Here is a 23576-nt window from a genome sequence, read left to right on the forward strand (position 1 = left end):
CCCCGCCGCCACTGCCCGCGTCTTCCTGCATGCCTGCTATGCAGAAAACGCAAGGCTCGACCCGCTGCCAGCCAGTAGATTGCTGGCAGGCCGCAAGGCGGCCCCCACAAGAAAATCAGGAGACAACCCCATGCCAGACCTCACCTGCCGGCAGGACGCCTACCTTACGCGACGGATTGCCCCGCGCCTGGCCCCGCATCTGGCCTTAGCATCGCTCGCCGCGCTGGCCATCGCCGCCCTGCCCGCCAAGCCGGCGCGGGCGCAGGACGGCTGGCCGGCCAAGCCCATCACCTATATCGTGCCGTTCGCGGCCGGCGGCTCCACCGACGTGCTCGGCCGCCTGATCGGTCAGCGGCTGTCGCAAGCGCTCGGCCAGCCCGTGGTGATCGAGAACCGTGCCGGCGCCGGCGGCAATATCGGCACCGACTATGTCGCCAAGGCGGCGCCGGATGGATACACGCTGGTCGGCGGGACCATCAGTTCCCATGCGATCAACGTCAGCCTGTACTCGAAGATGCCGTATGACCCGGTGAAGAACTTCCAGCCGGTGGCGCTGATCGGCACCCTGCCCAACGTGCTGGTGGTCAATGCCAGCAGCCCGTGGAAATCGGTGCAGGACGTGATCGCCGCGGCCAAGGCGCGCCCGGCCGGGGTCAGCTTTGGCTCCTCCGGCAACGGCACCTCGCAGCACCTGTCCGGCGAGCTGTTTGCCTCGATGGCCGGCCTGAAGCTGCTGCATGTGCCGTTCAAGGGCAGCAGCCCCGCCGTCCAGGCCCTGCTCGGCAACCAGGTCGACATGGTGTTCGAGAACAGCATCGCGGCCATGCCGCTGATCCAGGCCGGCAAGCTGCGCGCGCTGGCCAGCACCGGGCCGCGCCGTGCCCCGGAGCTGCCCGATGTGCCGACCGTGGCCGAGAGCGGCCTGAAGGGCTATGAGATAGTGTCGTGGCAGGCGATCTTCGCGCCGGCCGGCACGCCGATGCCGATCGTCAACCGGCTCTCCGCCGAGATCGGCAAGATCATCCACGAGCCCGAGGTGCGCAACCGCCTGGTGAACATGGGCATCGAGCCGTCCGGCGCGGGCCCCGCCGAGCTGTCCGCGTTCCAGAAGGCCGAGGTGGCCAAATGGGGCAAGCTGGTCAAGAGCGCCGGCATCCGCGTGGAGTAGGCACCCGATCCCTTCATGCCAGACCATCACTGAACACATGAGCGAACACCATATCCCTACCGCAGCGCTGCACCGCTGGGTCAACGATCTCTGGCTCGCGGCCGGTTCGGACGCCCGGGAAGCGCGCCTCACGGCCGACCATCTGGTCGGCGCCAACCTGAGTGGCCACGATTCCCACGGCGTGGGCATGATCCCCAAGTACGTGCTGTCGTGGCAGGCCGACGAGCTGCAGCTGAACCGCAACGTCAGCGTGCTGCACGATGCCGGCAGCATGCTCAGCCTCGACGCTAACCGCGGCATGGGCCAGGCTGTCACCGAGGAAGCCATGGCGCTGGCCATCGAGCGCGCCAGGGCGCACGGGGTTTGCGTGATGGGGTTGCGGCAGTCGCACCATCTCGGGCGGGTCGGGCATTGGGCCGAACAGGCGTGCGCGGCCGGCATGATCTCGATCCACTTCGTCAACGTGCTGTCCAAGCCCATCGTCGCCCCGCACGGTGGTAGTGAGGCGCGCTTCGGCACCAACCCCTTCACGGTCGGCGTGCCGGTGGCCGGCGCGCCGCCGCTGGTGCTCGACTTCGCCACCAGTGCGATCGCGCTGGGCAAGGTGCGGGTGGCCAACAACAAGGGCGTCGACGTGCCGGCCGGCTGCCTGCTCGATGCGGATGGCGTGCCGACCACGAGGCCCGGGGTGATGTTTCCCGGCGAGGGCGAGGCGCAGGGCGCGCTGCAGGCGTTCGGCGGCGAGTCCGGCGGCCATAAGGGCTACGCGCTGGCGGTCATGTGCGAACTGCTCGGCGCCGCCGTCACGGGCGGCCACACCATCCGCCCCGAGACGCTGACCCATCGCCACGCGGTGTGGAACAACATGCTGGCGATCGTGTTCGACCCTGGGCGGCTGGGCACCAGCACCAGCTTCGGCGATGAGGTCCAGGCCTTCGCCGACTGGGTGCGGTCATCGCGTCGGCTGGCAGGCCATGACGGCATCGCCCTGCCCGGTGAGCCCGAACGGCAGCGCCGGCGCGAACGTGCCGAGACCATCCCGGTGGACAGCGGCACGCTCGCCCAGCTCGATGACGCCGCGGCACGCGTGCAATCCGCACGCGGCACCTCGCCCGGGCCGCTGTCGCGCCTGGCTGCCTAGTTCACCCGACTATCAATCCTCTCCTTGCCTGTCCCGACAAAAGGAAAAGACTCCATGCCCACGGCCTCCCAACCTCGCCCGCCGTACTCGCCGCTGCCCAATGCCTTCCGCGCCGCCGTGCTGTCACAGCAGCGCCAGATCGGCTTCTGGTGCTCGCTGGCCAGCCCGGTCACCGCCGAGATCATCGGCCTGGCCGGCTTCGACTGGCTGCTGCTCGATACCGAGCATGCCCCCAACGATCCGCTGACGCTGCTACCGCAGCTGATGGCGCTGAAGGACAGCGCCAGCGCTCCCGTGGTCAGGCCGCCCTGGAACGACCCCATACTGCTCAAGCGCCTGCTCGACCTGGGCTTCTATAACTTCCTGATTCCGTTCGTGGAGAGCGCCGAACAGGCGCGCCAGGCGGTGTCCGCAACGCGCTATCCGCCGCTGGGCACGCGCGGCGTCTCGATGACGCAGCGAAGCAACCGCTATGGCACCGTGCCCGGCTACTTCGACCAGATCAATGACAACCTCTGCGTGCTGGTCCAGATCGAGAGCCGCAAGGGCGTTGATGCCGCCGAGGAGATCTGCGCGGTCGAAGGCGTCGATGGCATCTTCATCGGGCCGAACGACCTGGCCGCGGCATGCGGCCACCTGGGTAATCCCAACCACCCCGAGGTGCAGGCCGAGATCGCACGCATCTTCGCGGCCGCGCGGCGGGCTGGCAAGGCGGTCGGCACGCTGACGCCCGTGGAAGCCGACGCACGGCGCTACCTGGACATGGGGGCCAGCTTCGTCGCCGTGGGGCTGGACCACGTGCTGCTGCGCCAGGCCACGCAGGCGCTGCGCGAGCGCTTCACTGACTGACGAGCGGAAAGCGCGCTCAGACCAGCCGCGCGCCCGGCCACGCCCCCGACATCACGGTATTGCGGACCGACTGGCGCACGGTCTGCATGATGTCCCACAGCTCCGGCAGCGGCGGCCGGTTGCGGGCGGTGGCCAGCGCCACCTGCCGCGTCACCACCGGCTCGACCAGCCTGGCGCAGCGCAGCCGCCCCTGGGCCACGCGGTCCGCCACCGCGGCAAAGGGCAGCAGCGTGGCGCCGCAGCCGTCTTCCACCAGCCGCATCGAGACGGTATTCGACGCATCGCACTCCATCGCCAGCTGCAACGACTTGCCCGCGCGCGCAACTAGGTTCTCGGCCAGCACGCGCAGGCCGTGGCCGGTGCTCGGCAGGATCAGCGGCACCTCGTCCAGGCTGGCGCAGCGGAAGCTCGGCCCGATATGGCCCCATGACGTCGGCGTGACCAGCGTCAGGTCTTCCTCCAGCAGCACGTCGACCTTGAGCGCGCCGTGCTGGTCCGGCAGGTAGATCAGCGCGACGTCGATTTCGCCGGCGGCCAGCCATCCCAGCAGCGGGCTGGCGAGCCCTTCGACAAAGCGCACGCGGGTCGCGGGAAAGCGCTGCTTGACGGCGGTGCCGATGCTGGCGAACGCGGTATTGGCGATGGTCGGCTGCGCCGCGATGATCAGCTGCGCCGGGCCTTGCGCGGTCGACGCCCGGATCGCCTCGCGCGCCTCGGCGAGGGTGGCCGAGACTTGCCGCGCATAGCCGAGCAGGGTCTGGCCCGACTCGGTCAGGATCATGCCGCGGCCGGTGCGATGGAACAGCCGGGTATCGAGATTGGCCTCCAGCCGGGCGATCTGCCGGCTGACGGTGGACTGGTCGGCGCCCTGCTCGAGCGCGGCGCGGGAGATGCTGCCCGTGCTGGCTACGCACACAAAGCAGGCCAGGTCTTCAGAATTCAATGGAGCAGGAGCATTCGCGCTCATGGGTTGCGCATTCCGGGCAGCGTGTTGGTGAGGGACCGGATTGTGTCAGGCGTCCGCACGCGCGGACGCACGCCCTCGTACCGGCTGTCGTGCCAGGCCGATTTTAACCGTGCGGCGCGGGTGAGTGCGCTGAGGCAGCAACCGTGCGCCGGCTTGAACACGACTTGGTTTGGCACTAACTTGGATTCACATCCGGGGGGATCCGCGTTGCCGAAGCAGGAGCAGACATGGTCACCGCACTTTCCGTCGTCAAGGCCGCCTACGACGCCTTCGGGCGCGGCGATGTCGCGGCTATTCTCGATCTTGTTGCCGACAAGGTCGACTGGAAGTTGTTGGGGCCGCCCGCCATTCCCTACGCCGGGCAGCGCAATAACAAGGATGAGGTGGCGCGTTTCTTCGCCGAGGTTCAGCAAGCGGACGACACGCAACTCTTCGAGCCGCGCGAGTTTATCGAGGCTGGCGAACACGTGACCGTCCTGGGCTTCGAACGGGCCATGGCACGCCAGGAAGGGAAGCTGGTGGAAACCGAGTGGATCCACGTCTTCACGGTGCGCGAGGGCAAGATTACCCGCTGGCGTGGCTGCTACGATACCGCTGCGCGCTTTCTGTGAGTTCGATCACCCGCTGCCCAGACCTGCCCACCTCGCCCGAATCAGCGGATCTCCTCCGCTCGCAGCCCTCGCGCCGGAGCGGACGATGCATCGTTGCGGACAGTGCTATTCGACGTCCTCAGCGTAAACCCCAATGACATAGCCGGCACTTTGACAGTTTGCTGACAGCCTTCCCCGCCTAGAATCGGGCCCCTGGTTAGCCGGCCCGGCGACGCATGTCGGAATCCGAAGCCGGCGGCCTCCCCAAGCACGAGAAACAGGGCCTTGCTGCCCCGGCCCATTGGCTGGCCAGCGAAACGCTCACTTCACGACAGGAAAGCAAATGGAAAACGGTGCACGCGAACAGATCCCCGCCACGCTGATCCCCGGCGACGGTATCGGTCCCGAAGTGGTGGACGCCACCGTCAGGGTGCTGGATGCACTTGGCGCCCCGTTTGCCTGGGATGTCCGGCAGGCGGGCATGGCAGGCGTCGAATACAGCGGCGATCCCATGCCGGAAGACACGCTGGACAGCATCCGCCGCACCGGCCTCGCCCTCAAGGGGCCCCTGACAACGCCGGTGGGCGGCGGCTTCCGCTCGGTCAATGTGCGCCTGCGCGAGGCGTTCAACCTCTATGCCAATGTGCGCCCCGCCCGCACGCTGGTGCCGGGCCGCTTCGAGAATATCGACCTGGTGCTGGTGCGCGAGAACGTCGGCGGCTTCTATGTCGCGCATGACTACTACATCCCGGTTGGCGACGACCCGCATGCGGTGGCAGTGTCCACGGGCACCAATACGCGCGACGCCTGCCGGCGCATTGCGCGCTTCGCCTTCGAGTACGCCGTCAGGAACGGCCGCAAGAAGATTACGGTGGTGCACAAGGCCAATATCCTGAAGGCGCTCACTGGCATCTTCCTGGAAGCGGCGCGTGAAGTCGCCGGGGACTACGCCGGCCGCGTGGACATGGACGACATCATTGTCGACGCCTGCGCCATGCAGCTGGTGCTCAACCCGTGGCGCTTCGACATGCTGCTCTGTACCAACCTGTTCGGCGACATCCTGTCGGACCAGATCGCCGGCCTGGTGGGCGGGCTTGGCATGGCACCGGGCGCCAACATCGGCGACGACGCTGCGATCTTCGAGGCGGTGCACGGCTCGGCGCCCGACATCGCCGGCAAGGGCATTGCGAACCCGATCTCGCTGATGCTGGCCGCCGGCCTGATGCTCGACCACGTGGGCCGCCAGGACCTGGCCGCGCGGCTGCGCTCGGCCATCGAGCTGACGCTCAGCCAGGACCAGGTCAAGACCGGCGACCTCCACGGCACGGCCTCCACGCTGCAGTTTGCCGACGCGGTAGCGAAACGCATCGTTTCCGGCAGCTGACCCCCGCCGGGCAGCAGGCGACGCCCGCTGCCCGGCGCCGCAGTCTTGTCGGCGCGGCCCGCACGGGCAGGCGCGCAAGACTGCCACACCTCCGCGGTCTTTCTGTACCGCTGGCACGCCCTGCCGTGCCGGCGGGACCGACCACGCCCCTGACCCCGTGCGCCAGACCGACGCACGCACCCGCCCGCAAGCGCCCCCACGTGGACTGAGCGGCAAGAGAGATACAGAAGAAGATGTTGACCCTGCTCGCCTACTCGATGGTGATCGTGTTCATGGCACTGATCATGACCAAGCGACTTTCCGCCATGGTGGCGCTGATACTCGTTCCCATTGCGTTCGGCGCGATCGGCGGCTTCGGGCCGGAACTGGGGCCGATGATGCTGGACGGCGTCAAGAAGCTGGCGCCGACCGGCGTGATGCTGATGTTCGCCATCCTGTATTTCGGCCTGATGATCGATGCCGGCCTGTTCGATCCGGTGGTGCGCGTGATCCTGAAGGTGGTGGGCGGCGATCCGGTCAAGATCATCGTCGGCACCTTCGTGCTAGCCGTGCTCGTGTCGCTCGACGGCGACGGCTCGACGACCTACATGATCACCTGCGCCGCCATGCTCCCGCTCTACAAGCGGCTGGGCATCAGCCGGCTGGTACTCGCCTGCGTGATCATGATGGCGGGCGGGCTGATGAACATCCTGCCCTGGGGCGGCCCGACCGCACGTGCGGCCAGCGCACTGGGCGTCGACGTGGGCTCGATCTTCGTGCCGATGATCCTGCCGATGGTCGTCACCGGCATGTGGGGCCTGTTCGTGGCATTCCTGCTGGGCCGCCGCGAACGCAACCGGCTCGGCACCGTCGCGCTGATGAGCGCCGGGTCTGGCCATGCCGGTCATTCGGACCATGCCGCGCCGGAGATCGCTGTCGGCGATCCCCAGATCGCCCGGCCCAGGCTGCTGTGGTTCAACTTCCTGCTGACCATCGGCCTGATGGCGCTGCTGATCCTCGGCACATTCCCGCTGCCTGCGCTGTTCATCGTGGCTTGCGCGATCGCGCTGATGGTCAACTACCCGAGCCTGCACGAGCAGAAGGAGCGGATCGGCGCGCATGCGGCCAACGTCGTGCCGGTCGTATCGCTGATCTTTGCCGCCGGCATCTTCGTCGGCATCCTGTCGGGCACCAAGATGGTCGACGCGATCGCAAACAGCGTCATCAGCGCCGTGCCCGACTGGATGGGTCCCTACATGGCCCTCGTGACCGGTGTGCTGAGCATTCCGTTCACGTTCTTTATCTCGAACGACGCGTTCTACTTCGGCATCCTGCCGATCCTTGCCAAGGCCGCCGCCGTCTATGGCATCGGGGCCGCCGAGATCGGACGTGCCTCGCTGATCGGCCAGCAGGTTCACCTGCTGAGCCCGTTGGTCGCGTCGACCTATTTGCTGGTCGGCCTCGCCGAAGTCGAGTTTGGCGACCACCAACGCTATACCCTGCTCTGGGCCCTGTCGGCGGCGTTTGTGATGATGCTGGCCACCGTTGCCTTCGGCGTGATCCCCGTCATCGGGCATGCGGCCTGAGCGACACCTTGCATGCACAACACCATCCGAACCTGCATTCGACCTGGACAACTGGGGGAGCTACGATGGTGGTCTGGGCAGCTATAGTCTGTCGGTGACCAGTGGCGTGCTGACTTCCACCCAACCGGGCGGCGCGATCTCTTGATCGCAACAGGGTTCGGCACGTCAAGCTGATCCAATCGTCCCCGACGCCGGCGAGCATGGCAGGCCCCCATGTGGGCCAAAGGAGAGTGCGATGTCAGACGACCTTGTCATTCGGAAAATGACGCGTGCCGAGTTGGACCAACTGGTCGGCTGGGCGGCAAGCGAAGGGTGGAATCCCGGTCTGCACGACGCGGAACTGTTCTGGGCCACGGACCCCGATGCTTTTATCGCGGCGGACCTTGATGGAGAACTGATTGGCGGCGGGGCCATCACGTCTTACGACGGGGAATTCGGCTTCATGGGTTTCTTTATCGTCCGCCCGGAGTTTCGCGGTCGGGGGCTAGGCAACGAGCTGTGGCATGCCCGCCGGGACCGACTCATTGCCCGCCTGCGGCCCGGCGCAAGCATCGGACTGGATGGCGTATTCGCGATGCAGGATTACTATGCCAAGGGAGGCTTCGTCTTCTCACATCGCAATCTGCGCTTTCGTGCCGAGATCCCGGATACCCTGGCCCGGCCACCCGAGCCGCCGTCAGAGCATGAAGGCATCGTCCCGCTGGGTGAGGTGGCGTTCGAGCAGTTGCTTGAATACGATCGGACCTGCTTTCCCGCTGCACGCGCCGCTTTCCTGCGAGGCTGGATCCGGCAGGCCGATGCGCTTGCGCTGGGGTTCATGCGCCATGGCAAGCTGAGCGGATATGGTGTGGTGCGTCGCTGTGGAGACGGCTGCAAGGTAGGACCGTTGTTTGCCGATGATGCCGAGGCAGCGGAAGTACTCTACGCGCGCCTGGCAGCTTTCGCGGCGGGTGGTCCCCTGTTTCTCGATGTACCGGAGAATCACCCGGCCGCCATGGCGCTTGCGCATCGGCACGGCATGACGGAAGTCTTCGGCTGCGCGCGCATGTATCTTGGGCCGGAGCCGGGCCTCGTGCTCGCGCGGATCTTCGGCATCACGACCTTCGAGCTCGGATGATGCCAGGACGCGACCTGACCGGCTATGGAAGCTCCCCGCCCCATCCGCACTGGCCTGATGCCGCGCGTGTGGCGCTACAGTTTGCGCTGAACATCGAGGAAGGGGCGGAATCCTGCATTCTCAACGGCGATGCCCGCTCCGAATCGTACCTGCACGAACTGCCCGGCCGGCCGTCGCGCGAGGCAGAGCGCGACTGGAGTGTCGAGAGCATGTATGAGTACGGTGCGCGCGCGGGCGTCTGGCGCCTGCTGGACCTGTTCGGCGAGCGTGGCCTGCCACTGACCGCTTTTGCTGTGGGTCGCGCGCTCGAGCTCAATCCGCAGATCGGGCAAGCGCTCAGCGCCGCGGGACACGAAGTGGCTGGGCATGGCTACCGCTGGTTTGACTATCGGGACGTGCCGGAAGACGAGGAGCGTCACCATATCCGCCTGACGATCGAGGCAATCGAGCGGATCTGCGGCAGGCGCCCGGTGGGGTGGTACACGGGCCGCGTCAGCCACAATACGCGGCGCCTGATCCATGAAGAAGGCGGTTTCCTATACAGCTCTGATGCCTACAATGATGACCTGCCCTACTGGCTGTGCGGATCGCCGCCGCAGCTCGTGATTCCGTATACGCTCGTCAACAACGACGCACGCTATCTGCTGCCTGATGGCTTTGCATCAGGGGAGGATTTCTACCGTACGCTTCGGGACGCGTTCGACCAGCTCTGGCACGAGGGTGCGCAAAGACCAAAGATGATGAGCGTCGGACTGCATGCCCGCATCAGCGGCCATCCCGCGCGTGCCACGGCGCTTGCGCGTTTTCTTGACTACGTGCGGGGTCATGATGCCGTGTGGATCTGCCGGCGGGAAGACATCGCCAGGCACTGGATTGCGGAGCACCCTGCCTAGAGTCCAGGGGGAAAGCGCGTTGGCCGATCGCCGCGGCACGTCGGCCGCTGCGCCGGGGCGCACCAGTCCTTACACAGTGTCACGTCGGAAGGTGCCCTGGAAATGGCCCAGGGAGCAATGTGGAAGGACCCTAACCTGCCCTACTATCATCGAGCGCGCCACGCGCGGCCGTTTGAAGGTGCTGTCGATTTCAACTATCCTGATCTGTTCCTGGTGCCAGCGTTCACCGCCGTCGCGGCTGCCCCGGCTTCGAGGCTGTGTGGCTCCAACCATTCCTTCAAGGAGGAAGACGATGCGTGTCATGGTGATGGTGAAGGCTACGAGCGATTCAGAAGCTGGCAAGATGCCAGGCACGGAGTTGCTCGCGGCCATGGGCAACTTCAATGAAGAGCTCGTCAAGGCCGGCGTGATGCTCGCTGGCGAGGGCTTGCACCCGAGCGTGAAGGGAAAACGCGTACGCTTCTCGGGCGAACAGCGGACCGTGATCGACGGGCCGTTCCCGCAGACCAACGAACTCGTCGCGGGGTTCTGGCTATGGCAAGTCAAGTCAATGGACGAGGCTGTCGAATGGGTCAGGCGCTGCCCCAACCCCATGGAAGGCGAATCCGAAATCGAAATCCGCCCGCTGTTCGAAACCGAGGACTTCGGCGCTGAACTCACGCCCGAACTGCGTGCGCAGGAAGAGCGACTGCGCGCTGAGGTCGAAGGCACGAACAAACCGCGCTGACGCGAGCTCCCTGCCGCAACAGCAGTGGATTCCCCTATCGCACGAAAGTACGCGAAGAGCGGTACCCGCTTCGGCAGCGGGTGCCCTCGATATGCGCTTGCCGGACCCATCGCCGCGTCGCCGGCCGTCATCAAATTCACATAAAACGGGCGGATAGTCGTCTCGATCACCGGGCAATGCCGACGGTCAACATGCGAGAGAGACTATGGTGGGCGATATCCATTCCGAAGTCGTACAACTGGGCGCGTACAAGGTCGAGAAAGGCAGGAGTTCCGTCTCCGGCCTGTCGTCCGGCGCCTTCATGACGGTGCAGCTGCATCTGGCGCATTCGTCGAGCTTTGCCGGGGCCGGCGTGATCGCCGGCGGCCCCTACCGCTGCGCCGAGTCGTTCCGCGCCGCCGCACCGGTGCCGGAGGACGCCTACGAACTGAACGCCCTGCATCTGTGCATGAATCCGCTGGTGCCGCAGACCACCCCGGATGCGCAGCACCTGGCGCGGCTGGCGCGCCAGACCGCCGAGGCCGGCGAGATCGATGCCATTTCCCATCTTGGCGGGCACCGCGTCTATATCTTCACCGGCAGCAAGGACAGCGTGGTGTATTCCTCCGTGGTCGCGCGCACCCGGGAATTCTACGAATTGCTCGGCGTCGGATCCGGCGACATCGCCTACGACGACAGCGTGCCGGCGGGCCATTCCATCATCACCGACAACGCCGAGGATTCTCCGCTCGGCACCAATCAGCCGCCCTATATCAATAACGGCGGGTTCATCCAGTCCCACAGCATCCTGCGCCATATCTACGGCGACCTGAACCCGCCCTCGGAGCGCCTGGGCGGGCGTCTGCTGCGCTTCGACCAGACCGAATTCTTCGGCAACGAGCCGCGGGCCAGCATGAGCCGCTTCGGCTATGCCTACGTGCCCAAGGCGGTGGAAGAAGGCGCCCAGGCGCGCGTCCATATCGCCTTGCACGGCTGCAAGCAGGGCTACAACTATATCGACTTCACCTTCGGCCAGTCCGACTTCGCCAGCCAGCCGCCTTATGGCAACCGGTATATCACCACGACCGGCTACAACGAGATCGCGGACAGCAACAACATCATCGTGCTCTATCCGCAGGCCGAGGGCACCGACAACAGCACGACGCAGAACCCGGACGGCTGCTGGGACTGGTGGGGCTATTCCAACCCGCATCCCACGCGGCCCGACTACTATTCGCGCAATGCCATCCAGATCAAGGCCATCCACGGCATGCTGAGCCGTCTCGGCGGCTGATCCCTTTCACGGAGGATGACCATGAACGACACCACGCAGATGCTCCCGGCCACGCTACAGCTGGACGTTTCGACGCTGGAGGGTGCGAAAGCCGTACAGCACGCCATGGCGGCAGCCCATCCGGCTGCCTTGCAGCAGGCGCTGACACTGCATGCCCTGCTGGGCGGATGGGCCACGCGCGCCGTCGGCAACGGCGTTGCTGCCGCTAGCCTAGGCCCGTTCGCCGTCAGCCCGCAGACCTGGACCGAACTCTTCCAGCTGCAGGCGGCGGTGGTCAGGCGCCTGCACGAGCAGCAACAGCAGAACCTGCTGGGCTGGGCCGGCTGGCTGCAGGAGCGTGCCCGGATCAGGCGGGCCAACACGATGTCCAAGCTGATGGAGCAGGAATTCGACCTGCTGGCCCGCTTCGTTCTGCTGCTGAGCGACCAGGCAGTGGATTTCGTGACGCTGCAGGAGAACGTCGAGGTCAACACCGGCTACTGGCTCGGCCAGAAGGCCGCCGCGGCCGCGGCGTAGGGCGGGGGCAAATGAGATCTGCACGATCTTTACTTCAGTACAAGGGATAGACGGAAAAGCAACAGCCGGCCGCACGAAGCCTGCCCGACGCACTATAACTAACTGGGGTTCGATCGCATGCCCCTGTCCGTCGCGCAAGCGCTATTCGTCCGAACAGGAGCACTGGCATGGCCAAGCAGCTCGCTATCCTGATCGATGCCTCCGGCTCGATGTTTCACTCCGCCGGCAACGGCTCGTCCAAGGACAAGATTGTCGAAGCCTCGGAATCGGTGCAGTACATCATCGATGAGATCAACAACAAGACATCAACCTCCGGCGAGACCTGGGCGGTTTCGTTCTGGTACTTCGCCACGCAGACCAACGGGCTGATCGGGCAAGGGAATTTCCCGGTGGGAGACACCACGATCTGGAAGGACCTGGTCAGCGCCATCGAAAACCAGCCATCGGTCCAGGGCGCAGTCGGCAGCATGACGGATATCTTCCATGCCGTGCGGACCGTCGCCGACTTCATGGTCGCCAATCCGCCGCCGCTGTTTCCCGCCGTGTACAAGAAGAAGATCGTGTTGTTCACCGACGGCAACCAGACGATCGAGCATGACGACCGGCTGACCAAGGGCGGCTATGAATTCGAACAGGGCATCGACTTTGCCGTGCTGCTGGCCGGCAACGGCATCGCCCTCAATGCGCAGGGTATCGGTTCGGATCTGCTCAACGCGACGCTGACCGACCTGGTCGCGGAGGCGGAGCCTTTCGGCAGTACCACCAAGACGATCAGCACCACGCCGGCGTATGCGGCAGACACTTCGGCGGCGCTGATGACCAACTCGATGAAGGTCGTCAACAACAACGGCATCCTGCCGTTGCGTCCGCTGACGCGGCCGGCATCGAAACTGCTGTGGGAACAGTTCAGCCTGCCGACACTGGCGCCCGAAGGCAGCGACGAACGGGCGCGCCGGCGCGTCAACGAGGAGCATTTCGAAGTCGATGTCGATGACATCTCGCAGGAGCTGCTGCTGGGCCTGACCTGGCATCATCCCGGACGGCCCTCGATCGAAACCACCTCACCCTCCGGCACATTGTTCCGCCATGGCCTGAACGGCGCCTTTGAAATCGGCGTGGGATGGATGACCGCGCTGCACGTCCCTACCCCCGAGCCCGGCACGTGGCGCGTGCGCGTTGCCGGAGATCCGCAGTTCCGGCCGTTGCGCATGAACCTGATGGCCCGCTCGGTCAGCCCGGAGTTCGATATCCTGCTGCGGGTCGATCCCTTCCAGCTCAATCCGCAGGACACCAGCGTGGTGACCGCGACACCGATGTTCAACGGCAAGACCGCGGCCGGCAAGTTCGAAGCCGTGCTGAGCGACTTCACGGGCCGCTCGTGGCCGATGGAGCCGCAACAGGATGGCACCCTTGCCGCCAAGGCGGACTTCCCGGTGCCCGGCGTGGCGCCGCTGCGCGTCGAGCTGAAGGGAATGCTCGAGGGCAAGCGCAAGGTTTCACGCCTGGAGTTCACTTCGGTCCAGGTGGGGCGCCCGCGCGACCCGCGCCTCACCGTCGAGCCCGACCGCTACCGGCCGGGCCGGCGCTACAAGATCATGGTCACGATCAGCGATGCGGCCTTCACCGCAGCGACCCAGATCGCCTTCGGCGCGGGCATCGAGGTCCGTCGCTTCACGGTGCTGAGCCCGATCGAAGCGGTCGCCGAGATCACCGTCGCCAGCGATGCCTTCCCCGGCGCGCGCGAGGTGCTGACCTACCAGCCCGACGCCGAGACCCTGGGCGGGATCGTGGTCGAGAAGCTGCCGGGGACTGGGCTGCCCTTGCTGACGGGCTTCGTCAAGGCCTTGCGCTTCGACGCCCGCGGGCGGCTGGTCGCCGCCGTGCTGGACGAGGATCGCGAGGTTCCGGTGCAGCGCCACGACGAACGCCTGCGGCGTCTGCTCGAGAAGGCGCGCGACCAAAACCTGGCGGTCTCGATCGCACTCGATGACCATGGCGGCCTTGGCAAAGTCACGGTAGGCGAATGAGCGCCCTGCTCGATCCGGTGCCTCCGGCGGACGGCGCGGAAGTCCTCGCGCGCTTCGATGCCATCCTCGCCTGGGCGCGGCAGCACCGCAGCCGGCTCGGCTATTTCGCCGCCCTCTACCGCGGCGTCACGCTGCGCGCCCGCAGCGCGCTGGCGGCCGGGGCCTTCGAGCAACCGCAGGCGGCCGAGCGGCTGGTGGTGCTGTTCGCCAACCGCTACTTCGAAGCGCTGGCGGGACACCTGGGCGGCGCGCCGGTCAGCCGCTCATGGCAGATTGCCTTCGACGCCGCCGGGCGCTGGCGGCCGACCGTATCGCAACACCTGTTGCTCGGCATCAATGCGCATATCAACCTGGATCTGGGCATTGCGGCGGCCCGCACGCTGGACGAGTACCCGCTGCCGCGGGCGGATTTCGACGGGGTCAATGACCTGCTGCTGCAGATGGTCGACGAGGTCCAGGACCGGCTCGCCGGCGTCTGGCCGCTGCTGCGACTGGTCGACAGGCTGGCCGGCAGCCTGGACGAACGACTGATCGGCGCGGCGCTGGTGCAGACGCGGTCCGCGGCCTGGGACTTTGCCCAGGCATTGCGCGCAAGCGGCAGCAGCGAAAGCGCGCTGATCGAACGGCAGGACCGCCAAGTGGCGGAGATCGGGCGCCACATCGCCGCGCCCGGACCGCAGCTAGGGCTGGCGCTGGCTGCCGTGCGGATGGGCGAATTGCGCGGCATTGTCACCATCATCGATTTGCTGGATACCGAGATTGCGCGCGCCCGCGCCGCCGTCGAAGCCAGGGTCGCCGGGCAGCCGACTACCTAGCCAGTAGCGATCAGCCGAGACCCAGCAGGATCATCGCGAGACGATATCCTTCCGCATTGGCCCCAGCATGTCGAGCAACTCCTTTTGCTCCTGTGCTGGCACCTTGAACTTGTTGAGCGACTTCACCAGGTCTTCCACCAGCGCATCAAACTCGCCATTGGTGATGCCCATGCCGGCATGGGCGGTCCGCATGTCACGCCCCTTGTAAGTGCATGGCCCCCCTGCGCCAGCGCAAATCTGCTCAACCAGCCTCGTCTTGAGACGCGGAATATTGGCATTGGCGAACTTCGGACTGATACGCGTGTCGGCGGCAACATTCCCAACGAAGTCGTCGACTACGGCCGTAATCGCTGGGCTACCGCCAAGCCGTTCGTATAACGAAGACATGGCCGGCTTCGACACATCCGATGGCGCGGCCCGCTTCGACGTGTCCGGCATCGCGCAACCGCCGAGTCCCATCAAGCCCACCACCAGGACACCGGACAGAAAAGGTGAAATGCGCATGGTCGACTCCTCTCGTGCGATTCGGGTAGCGGACGAATTGCCGTTACGGTCTGGAACCGCGGATCCCCCGCGCGGTGAATCCAACTTAGTGCCAAACCAGGGCGCGATCAAGCCAGCGCAGGGCATGCCTCCGTGGAAGTTCTAACCCAATGGGGTTACCGCGGTGCCGCAAGGATCAATGGCTGGCTGATCTGCTGCGAGCATCCCCGGCCCGCTTGCCGGTACCGTGTACCCTGAAGTGACTCCAACGAAGTGCCGAAAACAACGCTTGCGAAAGCACATTCTTGGCTTCACATCGCGCCCGATGGCCACACAAAACCACTCTTTAATCACCTGTAATTCCTCATTGCGGCTCGACGAAAGCGCGCATCGGCAGCAATGGCTGTAAAATACGCGCCCCGATTCAAATGGCTGCGGTGCCCGATTTCGGCCCCGCGCCACACCGATACCCCTCACGGACCTTGACAGCAGGTCGGATAGCGCACGCAATCGTGCGCACTGCTGTCGAAACGCGATTCAAGAAGGAAATAGCTGTAAATGACAAGCGGCGCACAACGAACGGCAGCCAAATCAGGCGATGCAGGAGCAGTCAAGGTCCCTGGCGACACTAGCGCAGGGGCCTCGGCGCAGCCTGATCCCTCGACCGAGGCCACCGAGCGCAGTCAGCAATTGCGCGCCCTGATCCAGCTGGGCAGGCAGCGCGGGTATCTGACTCACGCGGATATCAGCGACCATCTGCCGGAGAACTTCACGGACACGGCTGCGATGGAGAGCATCATCAGCACGTTCGCCGAGATGGGCGTGAAGATCTATGAGCAGACGCCGGATGCCGAGACGCTGCTCCTGAGCGATGGCGCGGTGGTGGCCTCCGACGAACAAGCCGATGAAGAGGCCGAGGTAGCGCTTTCTACCGTGGACTCCGAGTTCGGCCGGACTACCGACCCTGTCCGTATGTACATGCGCGAAATGAGCTCGGCAACGCTGCTCACGCGCAAGCAGGAAGTCGAGCTCGCCAAGCGGATCGAAGACGGCCTGAACAATATGGTCCATGCCATCTCGGCCTGCCCGTCCACCATCGAGACGATTCTCGAGCTGTCGGGCCGGGTCGCCAGCAATGAAATCGGCATCGACGAGCTGGTCGATGGCTTGAGCGACGAGAGTATTCCCGAACCAGCCGCGGCGGCGGGAGCTGACGATACGGACGACAGCGGCGATAGCTCCGACGAGGACGATGATGGCGCTGAAGACAGCACCGACGAAGCGTCGACCCAGCAGAGCGCCGAAGCCGACCTCGCCCAGCTTCGCGACGAATGCTTGAAGCGGTTTGCGCGCGTTACCGAGCAATTTGAGCTGATGCGCAAGGAAGCCGCAAATGGCACGAGTTCGGCAGCGTTCGTGTCGGCAAGGGATGCGGTGCGCGATGAATTGCGCACGATTCGCTTCACCGCGAAGACCATCGAGCGCCTGTGCGCCAGCGTCCAGGCGATGGTCGACGAGGTTCGCACGGTCGAGCGCCAGGTGGTTCAGCTGCTGGTCGAGCGGTGCGGAATGGAGCGTGAGGAGGTCGTTGCCCGCTTCCCGGGCAATGAAACCAACCTCGACTGGGGGAAGGATCTTGCCGCGCAATCCCGTCCGTACAGTGCGGCGGTCGCGCGGGCTCTGCCAGACCTCGAGGCGCATCAGCAAAAGCTGATCGACATTCAGGCCCGGGCTGCACTGCCGCTGCCCGAACTGAAGACGGTCAACCGCAAGATGCTGGCTGCCGAACGGCAGATGCGGCAAGCCAAGCATGAGATGACGCAGGCCAACCTGCGGCTGGTGATCTCGATTGCCAAGAAGTACACCAACCGCGGGATGCAGTTCCTGGATCTTATCCAGGAAGGCAACATCGGCCTGATGAAGGCGGTGGACAAGTTCGAATATCGCCGCGGCTGGAAATTCTCCACCTATGCGACGTGGTGGGTCCGCCAGGCTGTCACGCGGGCGATCGCCGATCAGGCCCGGACCATCCGCGTCCCGGTGCATATGATCGAGCAGATCAACAAGCTCAATCGCCTGTCGCGCGAGATCATGCAGCAGACCGGCAAGGAAGCCGATCCTGCCGTGCTTGCCGAGCGCATGGAAATCCCGGAAGAGAAGGTCCGCGCGATCATGAAGATTGCGAAAGAGCCGGTTTCGATGGAAACGCCGGTTGGCGAGGACGGCGATACCAGCCTGGGCGACATGATTGCCGACTCGGACACGGCCACCCCCGCCGACGCCGCATTGCAGGCGGGTCTGCGTGCCGTCGTGCGCGAGATGCTCGATGAGCTCACGCCCCGTGAAGCCAAGGTGCTGCGGATGCGCTTTGGCATCGATATGTCTACCGACTACACGCTGGAAGAAGTCGGCAAGCAGTTCGATGTCACACGGGAGCGGATTCGACAGATCGAAAGCAAGGCGATGAAAAAGCTGCGGCATCCCAGCCGCGCGGATCAGTTGATCACCTACCTGCGGGACGCTTGATTCTTGCTGGTCGCGCCCCCCGGGCGCGACCGCCCTCGGCATGCGCTCGTGCCAGCCAGTCGCAAGTTGTCGGGCTGACACATTTGTTAGTGCAAAATCCGAAGCTGACAGGCCCGACCGGCCAGGAACAAAGCGGCCGACGCCCGGTTTGCGCCCCGGATTCCGCATCGCATGGCCCTGCGGGCCCCATCTGTTATCCGGCATAGCAAGGGGACAGCTCGTCCTGCAACAATGCACACAGGAGCTCTTCCATGACTGACTCGAACCTATCTTTTTTCGGCAGGGTCTCGCTTGCCGTGGGCACCTTCTTCACCATCCTGGGCAACCGCGAAATCGCAGCCGGCGTAAAGCGCCTCCGTGACGGCGAGGGATTTGCCCCGGCGGCACCGGTATCGGCACCCGCACCGGCCCCAGCCCCCGTAGCGGAAGCTGTCGCACCCGCGCTGAAAGAAGCGAGCCCGGTGGCGGCCCTGCAGCTGCTGGGACTGCTCCAGCGCGACGCACGTTTCGTCGACTTCGTCGAGGAAGACATCGCGGGCTATTCCGACACGGAGATCGGTGCCGCCGCCCGCCTGGTGCACGATGGCTGCCGCGCAGTGCTGCGCGAGCATTTCACCATCCGGCCGGTGCGCGAGGAAAGCGAGGGCAGCCGGGTGACGCTGGCCGACGGCTTCGACCCGAGCGCCATCCGCCTGACCGGCAACGTGGTAGGCAGCGCGCCGTTCCATGGCAGCATCAGCCACCGCGGCTGGAAGGTCGAGGAAGTCCGCCTGCCCCGTCTGGCCGAACGCCATGACGCCACCGTGATTGCCCCCGCCGAGGTAGAGCTATGAGCGAAGCACGTTATTCCATCGGCATTGACCTGGGTACCACCCACAGCGCCGTTTCCTATGTGGACCTGACCGCCAGCGATGGCGAGAAGACCAGCCAGCGCGTCCTGCCCATCGCGCAGTTGACCGCGCCGGGGGCCATCGAAGATCTCGACCTGCTGCCCTCCTTCCTGTACCTGCCGCACGCCAGCGAACTCGCCCCGGGCGACCTTGGGCTGCCGTGGAACGCCGAGCGCGACTTCGCGGTGGGCGAGCTGGCGCGCAGCCGCGGCGCGGCCACGCCGATCCGCCTGGTGTCGAGCGCGAAGAGCTGGCTTTGCCATCCCGGCGTCGACCGCCGCTCGCCGATCCTGCCCAACGACGCGCCGCCTGAAGTCCCGCGCGTTTCGCCGCTCGAGGCTTCCGTGCGCTATCTCACGCATCTGCGTGAAGCCTGGGACCAGGCCCACCCCGAAGCGCCGTTTGGCGAGCAGGACGTCACCGTGACGATTCCCGCCTCCTTCGACCCGGCTGCACGGGAACTGACGGCCGAGGCGGCCGCCGCGGCCGGGTATGCCCGCATGACCCTGCTCGAGGAACCCCAGGCCGCGCTATACAGCTGGATCCAGAAAAGCGATGGCCACTGGCGCAAGCAGGTAAAGGTCGGCGACATCATTCTGGTCGTGGATGTCGGGGGCGGCACCACCGACCTTTCGCTGATCGCCGTCATCGAACGCGAAGGCAATCTTGAACTGCACCGTGTCGCCGTGGGCGACCATATCCTGCTCGGCGGCGACAACATGGACCTGGCGCTTGCCCACGTGGTGGCGCGCAAGCTGGCGGCCCAGGGCACGCAGGCGGATCCGTGGCAACTGCGCGCGCTGACCTATGCCTGCCGCGCGGCCAAGGAAACGCTGCTCACCGACCCGGAGACCGATACCGTGCCCCTGGTTGTGCCGAGCCGGGGCTCCAAGCTCATCGGCGGCTCGATCCGCACGGACCTGACCCGCACCGAACTGACCCAGACCATCCTGGAAGGGTTTTTCCCGCAAGTGGAGGCCTCGGCCCGTCCGGTGAGCCGGGCACGCGCCGGCCTGACGCAGCTCGGCCTGCCCTATGCGCAGGACGCGGCCATCACGCGGCATCTGGCCGCGTTCCTGGGCCGCCAGGTGGCGGCGCTGGCCGAACTTGAAGGCTTTCAAGGCACGCAGCCGGAAGCCGCGACCTTCCTCCACCCGACCGCAGTCCTCTTCAATGGCGGCGTGTTCAAGTCGGGCCTGCTGGTGGACCGCATCCTGCAGGCACTCAATGGCTGGCTCGCCGCGGAAGGCGCCGCACCGGCACGCCTGCTTGACGGCGCCGAGCTGGACCTGGCGGTGGCACGCGGCGCCGCCTATTACGGCTACGTTCGGCGCGGCCAGGGGGTGCGGATTCGTGGCGGCACAGCGCGGTCCTACTATATTGCCGTGGAGTCGTCGATGCCTGCCGTGCCTGGCTTCGAGCCACCGATACAAGCCTTGTGTGTGGCGCCGTTCGGCATGGAGGAAGGGACCGAGGCCGCGCTGCCGCCACAGGAATTCGGCCTGGTAGTGGGCGAGCCCGTGCACTTCCGCTTCTTCGGCTCGTCGGTGCGCCGCCAGGACCAGGTCGGCACCCTGCTCGATTTCTGGGGGCCGGAGGAATTGCAGGAGCTCGAGGAAATCCAGGCGACCCTGCCAGCCGAAGGGCGAACGGCAGGCGAAGTGGTACCGGTCAGGCTGCATGCGCGCGTGACCGAGGCCGGCACGCTGGAACTCGAGGCCGTGCCCCGCGGCAACGGCGAGCGCTGGAAGGTCGAGTTCGATGTGCGCGGCAACGCCGATGCCTGAACCAGCGACCCGGCCGACGATGAAGCAATATGTCGTCGGCATCGACCTCGGCACCAGCAATACGGTGGTCGCCTATGCAAAGGCCGGGTCCGACGATATCCGCGTCTTCGATATCGATCAGCTGGTCAGCCCGGGTGAGGTCGCAGCCCGTCCCCTGCTGCCCTCGGTGCGTTACCATGCGGCGCCGGGCGAGCTCAGCGGCGATGACCTGCAGTTGCCCTGGCAATCCGCCGCCAGCGCCGCCGCGCGCCGGACCGTGTTCGGCCGCCTTGCGGCCACGCTCGGCGCGCAGGTGCCCGGCAGGCTCGTGGCCAGCGCAAAAAGCTGGCTGTCGCACGCTTCGGTCGACCGGACCGCGGCCATCCTGCCCTGGGGCGGACACGACGAGGTCGACAAGATCTCGCCAGTCGTCGCCAGCGCCAGCTACCTGGGCTACGTGTGTGCGGCATGGAACCACCGGTTTCCCGATGCGCCGCTCGAAGCGCAAGACGTGGTGCTCACCGTGCCCGCCTCCTTTGACGAAGGCGCGCGCGCGCTGACGCTGGAGGCGGCGCGCCTGGCCGGGCTGCCCGCCCTGCGCCTGCTCGAAGAGCCGCAAGCCGCGCTCTACGACTGGCTGTTCCATCATCGCCGGACGCTGGACGCGGACCTGGCGCAAACACGCCTGGTGCTGATCTGCGACGTGGGCGGCGGCACCACTGACCTCACCCTGATCCGGGTGGAAATGCAGGACGGGCAGCCGCAGCTGACCCGCATCGGCGTGGGCAACCACCTGATGCTCGGCGGCGACAACATGGATCTGGCACTGGCGCATCTTGTCGAAGCGCGTCTCGGGCCAGGGGGCGCCGCACAGGCGCGGCTGTCGGCGGCCAGCCTGTCCCAACTCGTCGCGCGCTGCCGCGCCGCCAAGGAACAACTGCTCAGCGCGCAGGCACCGGACTCGGTCACGGTGACGCTGCTGGGCGCGGGCTCCAGGCTGATCGGCGGCGCACGCTCGGTGGAAGTGACGCGGCAGGAGGTTGAACAGCTCGTCGTCGACGGCTTCTTCCCCAAGGTGCCGTCCGGCGAGAGGCCGGGGCGCGCACGGGGCGCCATTGTCGAGTTTGGCCTGCCGTATGCGGCCGACCCGGGCGTTACCCGGCACGTTGCGGCCTTCCTGGGCCAGCACGCCGCGCAGTCGCGAGCGGCGCTGGATGCACAGCAGGCGCAGGCCGGTTCCCTGCCGATGCCCGACACGCTGCTCCTCAACGGCGGCGTGTTCCGGGCCGAAGCCCTGGCGGATCGCATCGCTGACACGCTAGGCACGTGGCGCGGAGCGCCGCTGCATGTCCTGCACAACGACGATCCCGACGTCGCCGTTGCGCGCGGCGCGGTGGCGTATGCGCGGGCGCGTACCGGCCAGGCCCCGCGCATCGGCGGCGGCTCGCCGCGCAGCTACTTTCTGGTTCTCGACGATGGCGCATCGGCGCAGCAAGGAATCTGCCTGCTGCCACGGGGCACTGAAGAAGGCCACGAGATCCACCTCAGCGATCGTACCTTCGCCTTGCGGCTCGGGCATCCGGTGCAATTCCACCTGGTTTCCTCCGTCGCCGACACGGCCTATCAACCGGGTCAACTGACCGATCTGTCGACGGGCGATTTCATTCGCCTGCCGCCGATCGCGACCGTGGTGCAGCCGCGCGGCGCCAGCGGCCCCCGGGAAACGCCGGTGCAGATCACCACCTCGCTGACCGAGGTCGGTACGCTCGAGGTCCACTGCATCAACATTGCGGATGCCTCGCAACGATGGCGCCTCGAATTCCAGCTGCGCGGCAACGACGCCCAGGCGGCGGCGCCCGCGACGGATACGGCACACCCTTCCCTGCGACAAGCTCTCGAGGCGATCGACCGCACCTTTGGCGCCCGCTCGCAGGACGTCGGTCCCAAGGAGGTCAAGCGGCTGCGTGCGCAACTTGAGCAGCTGCTGGGCGCGCGCGAGCAGTGGGACAGCGCCCTGCTGCGCGAGCTGTTCGGCGCATTCTGGGAGCGCTCGAAGCGGCGGCGCCGCACTGCCGACCATGAACGCCTGTGGCTGAACCTGGCCGGCTATTGCGTGCGCCCGGGATTCGGCTACCCGCTCGACGAATGGCGCGTCGAGCAACTCTGGTCGCTGTACGACCAGGGCATCCAGTATGTCAACGAAAGCCAGAACTGGTCGGAGTGGTGGACGCTGTGGCGGCGCGCGGCAGGCGGCCTGGACGAGAGCGCGCAACTGCGCCTGCTGGAAGAGATGGCCTTCTACCTGCAGCCACCCGGCAGCACCCGCTACAAGAAGCCCGCCGGGCCCGCCAGGTCTGGATATGCCGATATGGTGCGCCTTGCCGGCTCCCTGGAGCGCATCACCACCGAATCCAAGATCGAGCTCGCCGAATGGCTGCTGGCACGTCTGCGCAAGCCTTCGGAGAACAGTCAGGGCTGGTGGGCCGTGGGCCGCATCGGGGCGCGCCGGCCATTCTATGGCAGCGCGCACAGCGTTGTGCCAGCCGATATCGCCGCGCAATGGGTGGAGACGATTCTTGCGCTCGACTGGAAAAAGGTCGAGCCGGCCGCGTTCGCCGCCGTGCAGATCGCGCGCATGACCGGCGATCGCAGCAGGGACCTGCCTGACGAGATTCGGTCGGCTGTCGTGCGACGGCTCGAAGCCGCCAACGCGCCGCAGAGCTGGATCGCCATGGTGCGCGAGGCCGTGGAACTCGATGCAGCCGACGAAGGCCGGGTATTTGGGGAGGCGCTGCCCGCCGGCCTCAAACTGATCGCGGTGTAAAACCAGAACGGATTACTGACAGCGGCGTTCTGAGTCTTGGCGACTCAGGCCCGTC

General features: G+C 66.2%; 19 protein-coding genes. 17 read left to right on the forward strand and 2 right to left on the reverse strand.

The genetic code is table 11. From position 1 onward, the window contains the following. Window positions 1-130: 130 nt before the first annotated feature. The 3 genes from ABNX08_RS10565 to garL are packed head-to-tail and all read left to right on the forward strand — an operon-like array spanning window position 131 to window position 3158. Window positions 131-1168, forward strand: a complete 1038-nt coding sequence (locus ABNX08_RS10565) for a tripartite tricarboxylate transporter substrate binding protein (protein WP_349607192.1) — start codon at window positions 131-133, stop codon at window positions 1166-1168. Window positions 1169-1205: 37 nt separating this feature from the next. Further along, complete coding sequence (locus ABNX08_RS10570; RefSeq protein WP_349607191.1) at window positions 1206-2309, forward strand: malate/lactate/ureidoglycolate dehydrogenase; 1104 nt, start codon at window positions 1206-1208, stop codon at window positions 2307-2309. Window positions 2310-2363: 54 nt separating this feature from the next. Further along, on the forward strand, window positions 2364-3158 hold the full coding sequence (gene garL / locus ABNX08_RS10575; RefSeq protein WP_022535189.1) for a 2-dehydro-3-deoxyglucarate aldolase: 795 nt from the start codon (window positions 2364-2366) through the stop codon (window positions 3156-3158). A gap of 16 nt (window positions 3159-3174) precedes the next feature. On the opposite strand, the gene ABNX08_RS10580 is transcribed toward garL, so the two are convergent. Continuing rightward, window positions 3175-4125, reverse strand: coding sequence for a LysR family transcriptional regulator (locus tag ABNX08_RS10580; protein WP_041681056.1), 951 nt, complete (start codon window positions 4123-4125; stop codon window positions 3175-3177). A 227-nt stretch (window positions 4126-4352) separates the two neighbouring features. Between ABNX08_RS10580 and ABNX08_RS10585 the strand changes: the two genes are divergently transcribed. The 10 genes from ABNX08_RS10585 (at window position 4353) to ABNX08_RS10630 (ending at window position 15032) form a co-directional block, all read left to right on the forward strand. After that, window positions 4353-4736, forward strand: coding sequence for a nuclear transport factor 2 family protein (locus ABNX08_RS10585; RefSeq protein ID WP_022535191.1), 384 nt, complete (start codon window positions 4353-4355; stop codon window positions 4734-4736). Window positions 4737-5058: 322 nt separating this feature from the next. After that, window positions 5059-6099: an isocitrate/isopropylmalate dehydrogenase family protein gene (locus ABNX08_RS10590; RefSeq protein ID WP_022535192.1), complete on the forward strand. Its 1041-nt coding sequence runs from the start codon at window positions 5059-5061 to the stop codon at window positions 6097-6099. 233 nt (window positions 6100-6332) lie between these two features. Next, window positions 6333-7664, forward strand: coding sequence for a CitMHS family transporter (locus tag ABNX08_RS10595; protein ID WP_022535193.1), 1332 nt, complete (start codon window positions 6333-6335; stop codon window positions 7662-7664). Between the two features lie 235 nt (window positions 7665-7899). Then, window positions 7900-8781, forward strand: coding sequence for a GNAT family N-acetyltransferase (locus tag ABNX08_RS10600; RefSeq protein ID WP_022535194.1), 882 nt, complete (start codon window positions 7900-7902; stop codon window positions 8779-8781). Continuing rightward, window positions 8778-9674, forward strand: coding sequence for an allantoinase PuuE (puuE, locus tag ABNX08_RS10605; protein ID WP_022535195.1), 897 nt, complete (start codon window positions 8778-8780; stop codon window positions 9672-9674). Before ABNX08_RS10600 ends, puuE begins: the two co-directional genes overlap by 4 nt. Before the next feature lie 292 nt (window positions 9675-9966). Beyond that, window positions 9967-10401, forward strand: a complete 435-nt coding sequence (locus tag ABNX08_RS10610; RefSeq protein ID WP_022535196.1) for a YciI family protein — start codon at window positions 9967-9969, stop codon at window positions 10399-10401. Between the two features lie 205 nt (window positions 10402-10606). Further along, the gene (locus ABNX08_RS10615; protein ID WP_022535197.1) at window positions 10607-11674 is read left to right on the forward strand and encodes a poly(3-hydroxybutyrate) depolymerase; all 1068 of its coding nucleotides are present in this window, start codon (window positions 10607-10609) and stop codon (window positions 11672-11674) included. Window positions 11675-11695: 21 nt separating this feature from the next. Continuing rightward, window positions 11696-12190 carry a hypothetical protein gene (locus ABNX08_RS10620; protein WP_022535198.1) on the forward strand — a complete coding sequence of 165 codons (495 nt, stop codon included), beginning with the start codon at window positions 11696-11698 and terminating at the stop codon, window positions 12188-12190. A gap of 167 nt (window positions 12191-12357) precedes the next feature. Further along, window positions 12358-14217, forward strand: coding sequence for a vWA domain-containing protein (locus ABNX08_RS10625; protein ID WP_022535199.1), 1860 nt, complete (start codon window positions 12358-12360; stop codon window positions 14215-14217). Continuing rightward, window positions 14214-15032, forward strand: a complete 819-nt coding sequence (locus ABNX08_RS10630) for a DUF5995 family protein (RefSeq protein WP_022535200.1) — start codon at window positions 14214-14216, stop codon at window positions 15030-15032. The genes ABNX08_RS10625 and ABNX08_RS10630 overlap by 4 nt, the downstream gene beginning before the upstream one ends. Window positions 15033-15062: 30 nt before the next feature. Here ABNX08_RS10630 and ABNX08_RS10635 read toward each other — a convergent pair whose 3' ends face one another. Further along, window positions 15063-15536 carry a group 1 truncated hemoglobin gene (locus ABNX08_RS10635; RefSeq protein WP_041681057.1) on the reverse strand — a complete coding sequence of 158 codons (474 nt, stop codon included), beginning with the start codon at window positions 15534-15536 and terminating at the stop codon, window positions 15063-15065. A 537-nt stretch (window positions 15537-16073) separates the two neighbouring features. On the opposite strand from ABNX08_RS10635, the gene rpoD reads away from it, so the two are divergent. The 4 genes from rpoD to ABNX08_RS10655 all read left to right on the forward strand — a co-directional run bounded on the left by rpoD (window position 16074) and on the right by ABNX08_RS10655 (window position 23521). Beyond that, the gene (gene rpoD, locus ABNX08_RS10640; protein WP_022535202.1) at window positions 16074-18041 is read left to right on the forward strand and encodes an RNA polymerase sigma factor RpoD; all 1968 of its coding nucleotides are present in this window, start codon (window positions 16074-16076) and stop codon (window positions 18039-18041) included. Window positions 18042-18292: 251 nt separating this feature from the next. Beyond that, complete coding sequence (locus tag ABNX08_RS10645; RefSeq protein WP_022535203.1) at window positions 18293-18874, forward strand: DUF2760 domain-containing protein; 582 nt, start codon at window positions 18293-18295, stop codon at window positions 18872-18874. Further along, on the forward strand, window positions 18871-20718 hold the full coding sequence (locus tag ABNX08_RS10650; RefSeq protein ID WP_022535204.1) for an Hsp70 family protein: 1848 nt from the start codon (window positions 18871-18873) through the stop codon (window positions 20716-20718). Before ABNX08_RS10645 ends, ABNX08_RS10650 begins: the two co-directional genes overlap by 4 nt. Continuing rightward, window positions 20693-23521 (forward strand): Hsp70 family protein, encoded by a 2829-nt coding sequence (locus tag ABNX08_RS10655; RefSeq protein WP_349607190.1) that lies wholly within the window; start codon window positions 20693-20695, stop codon window positions 23519-23521. The genes ABNX08_RS10650 and ABNX08_RS10655 overlap by 26 nt, the downstream gene beginning before the upstream one ends. The last annotated feature ends 55 nt before the right edge of the window (window positions 23522-23576 follow it).

This window comes from Cupriavidus sp. DF5525 (assembly GCF_040149425.2).
GTDB lineage: Bacteria > Pseudomonadota > Gammaproteobacteria > Burkholderiales > Burkholderiaceae > Cupriavidus > Cupriavidus pickettii_A.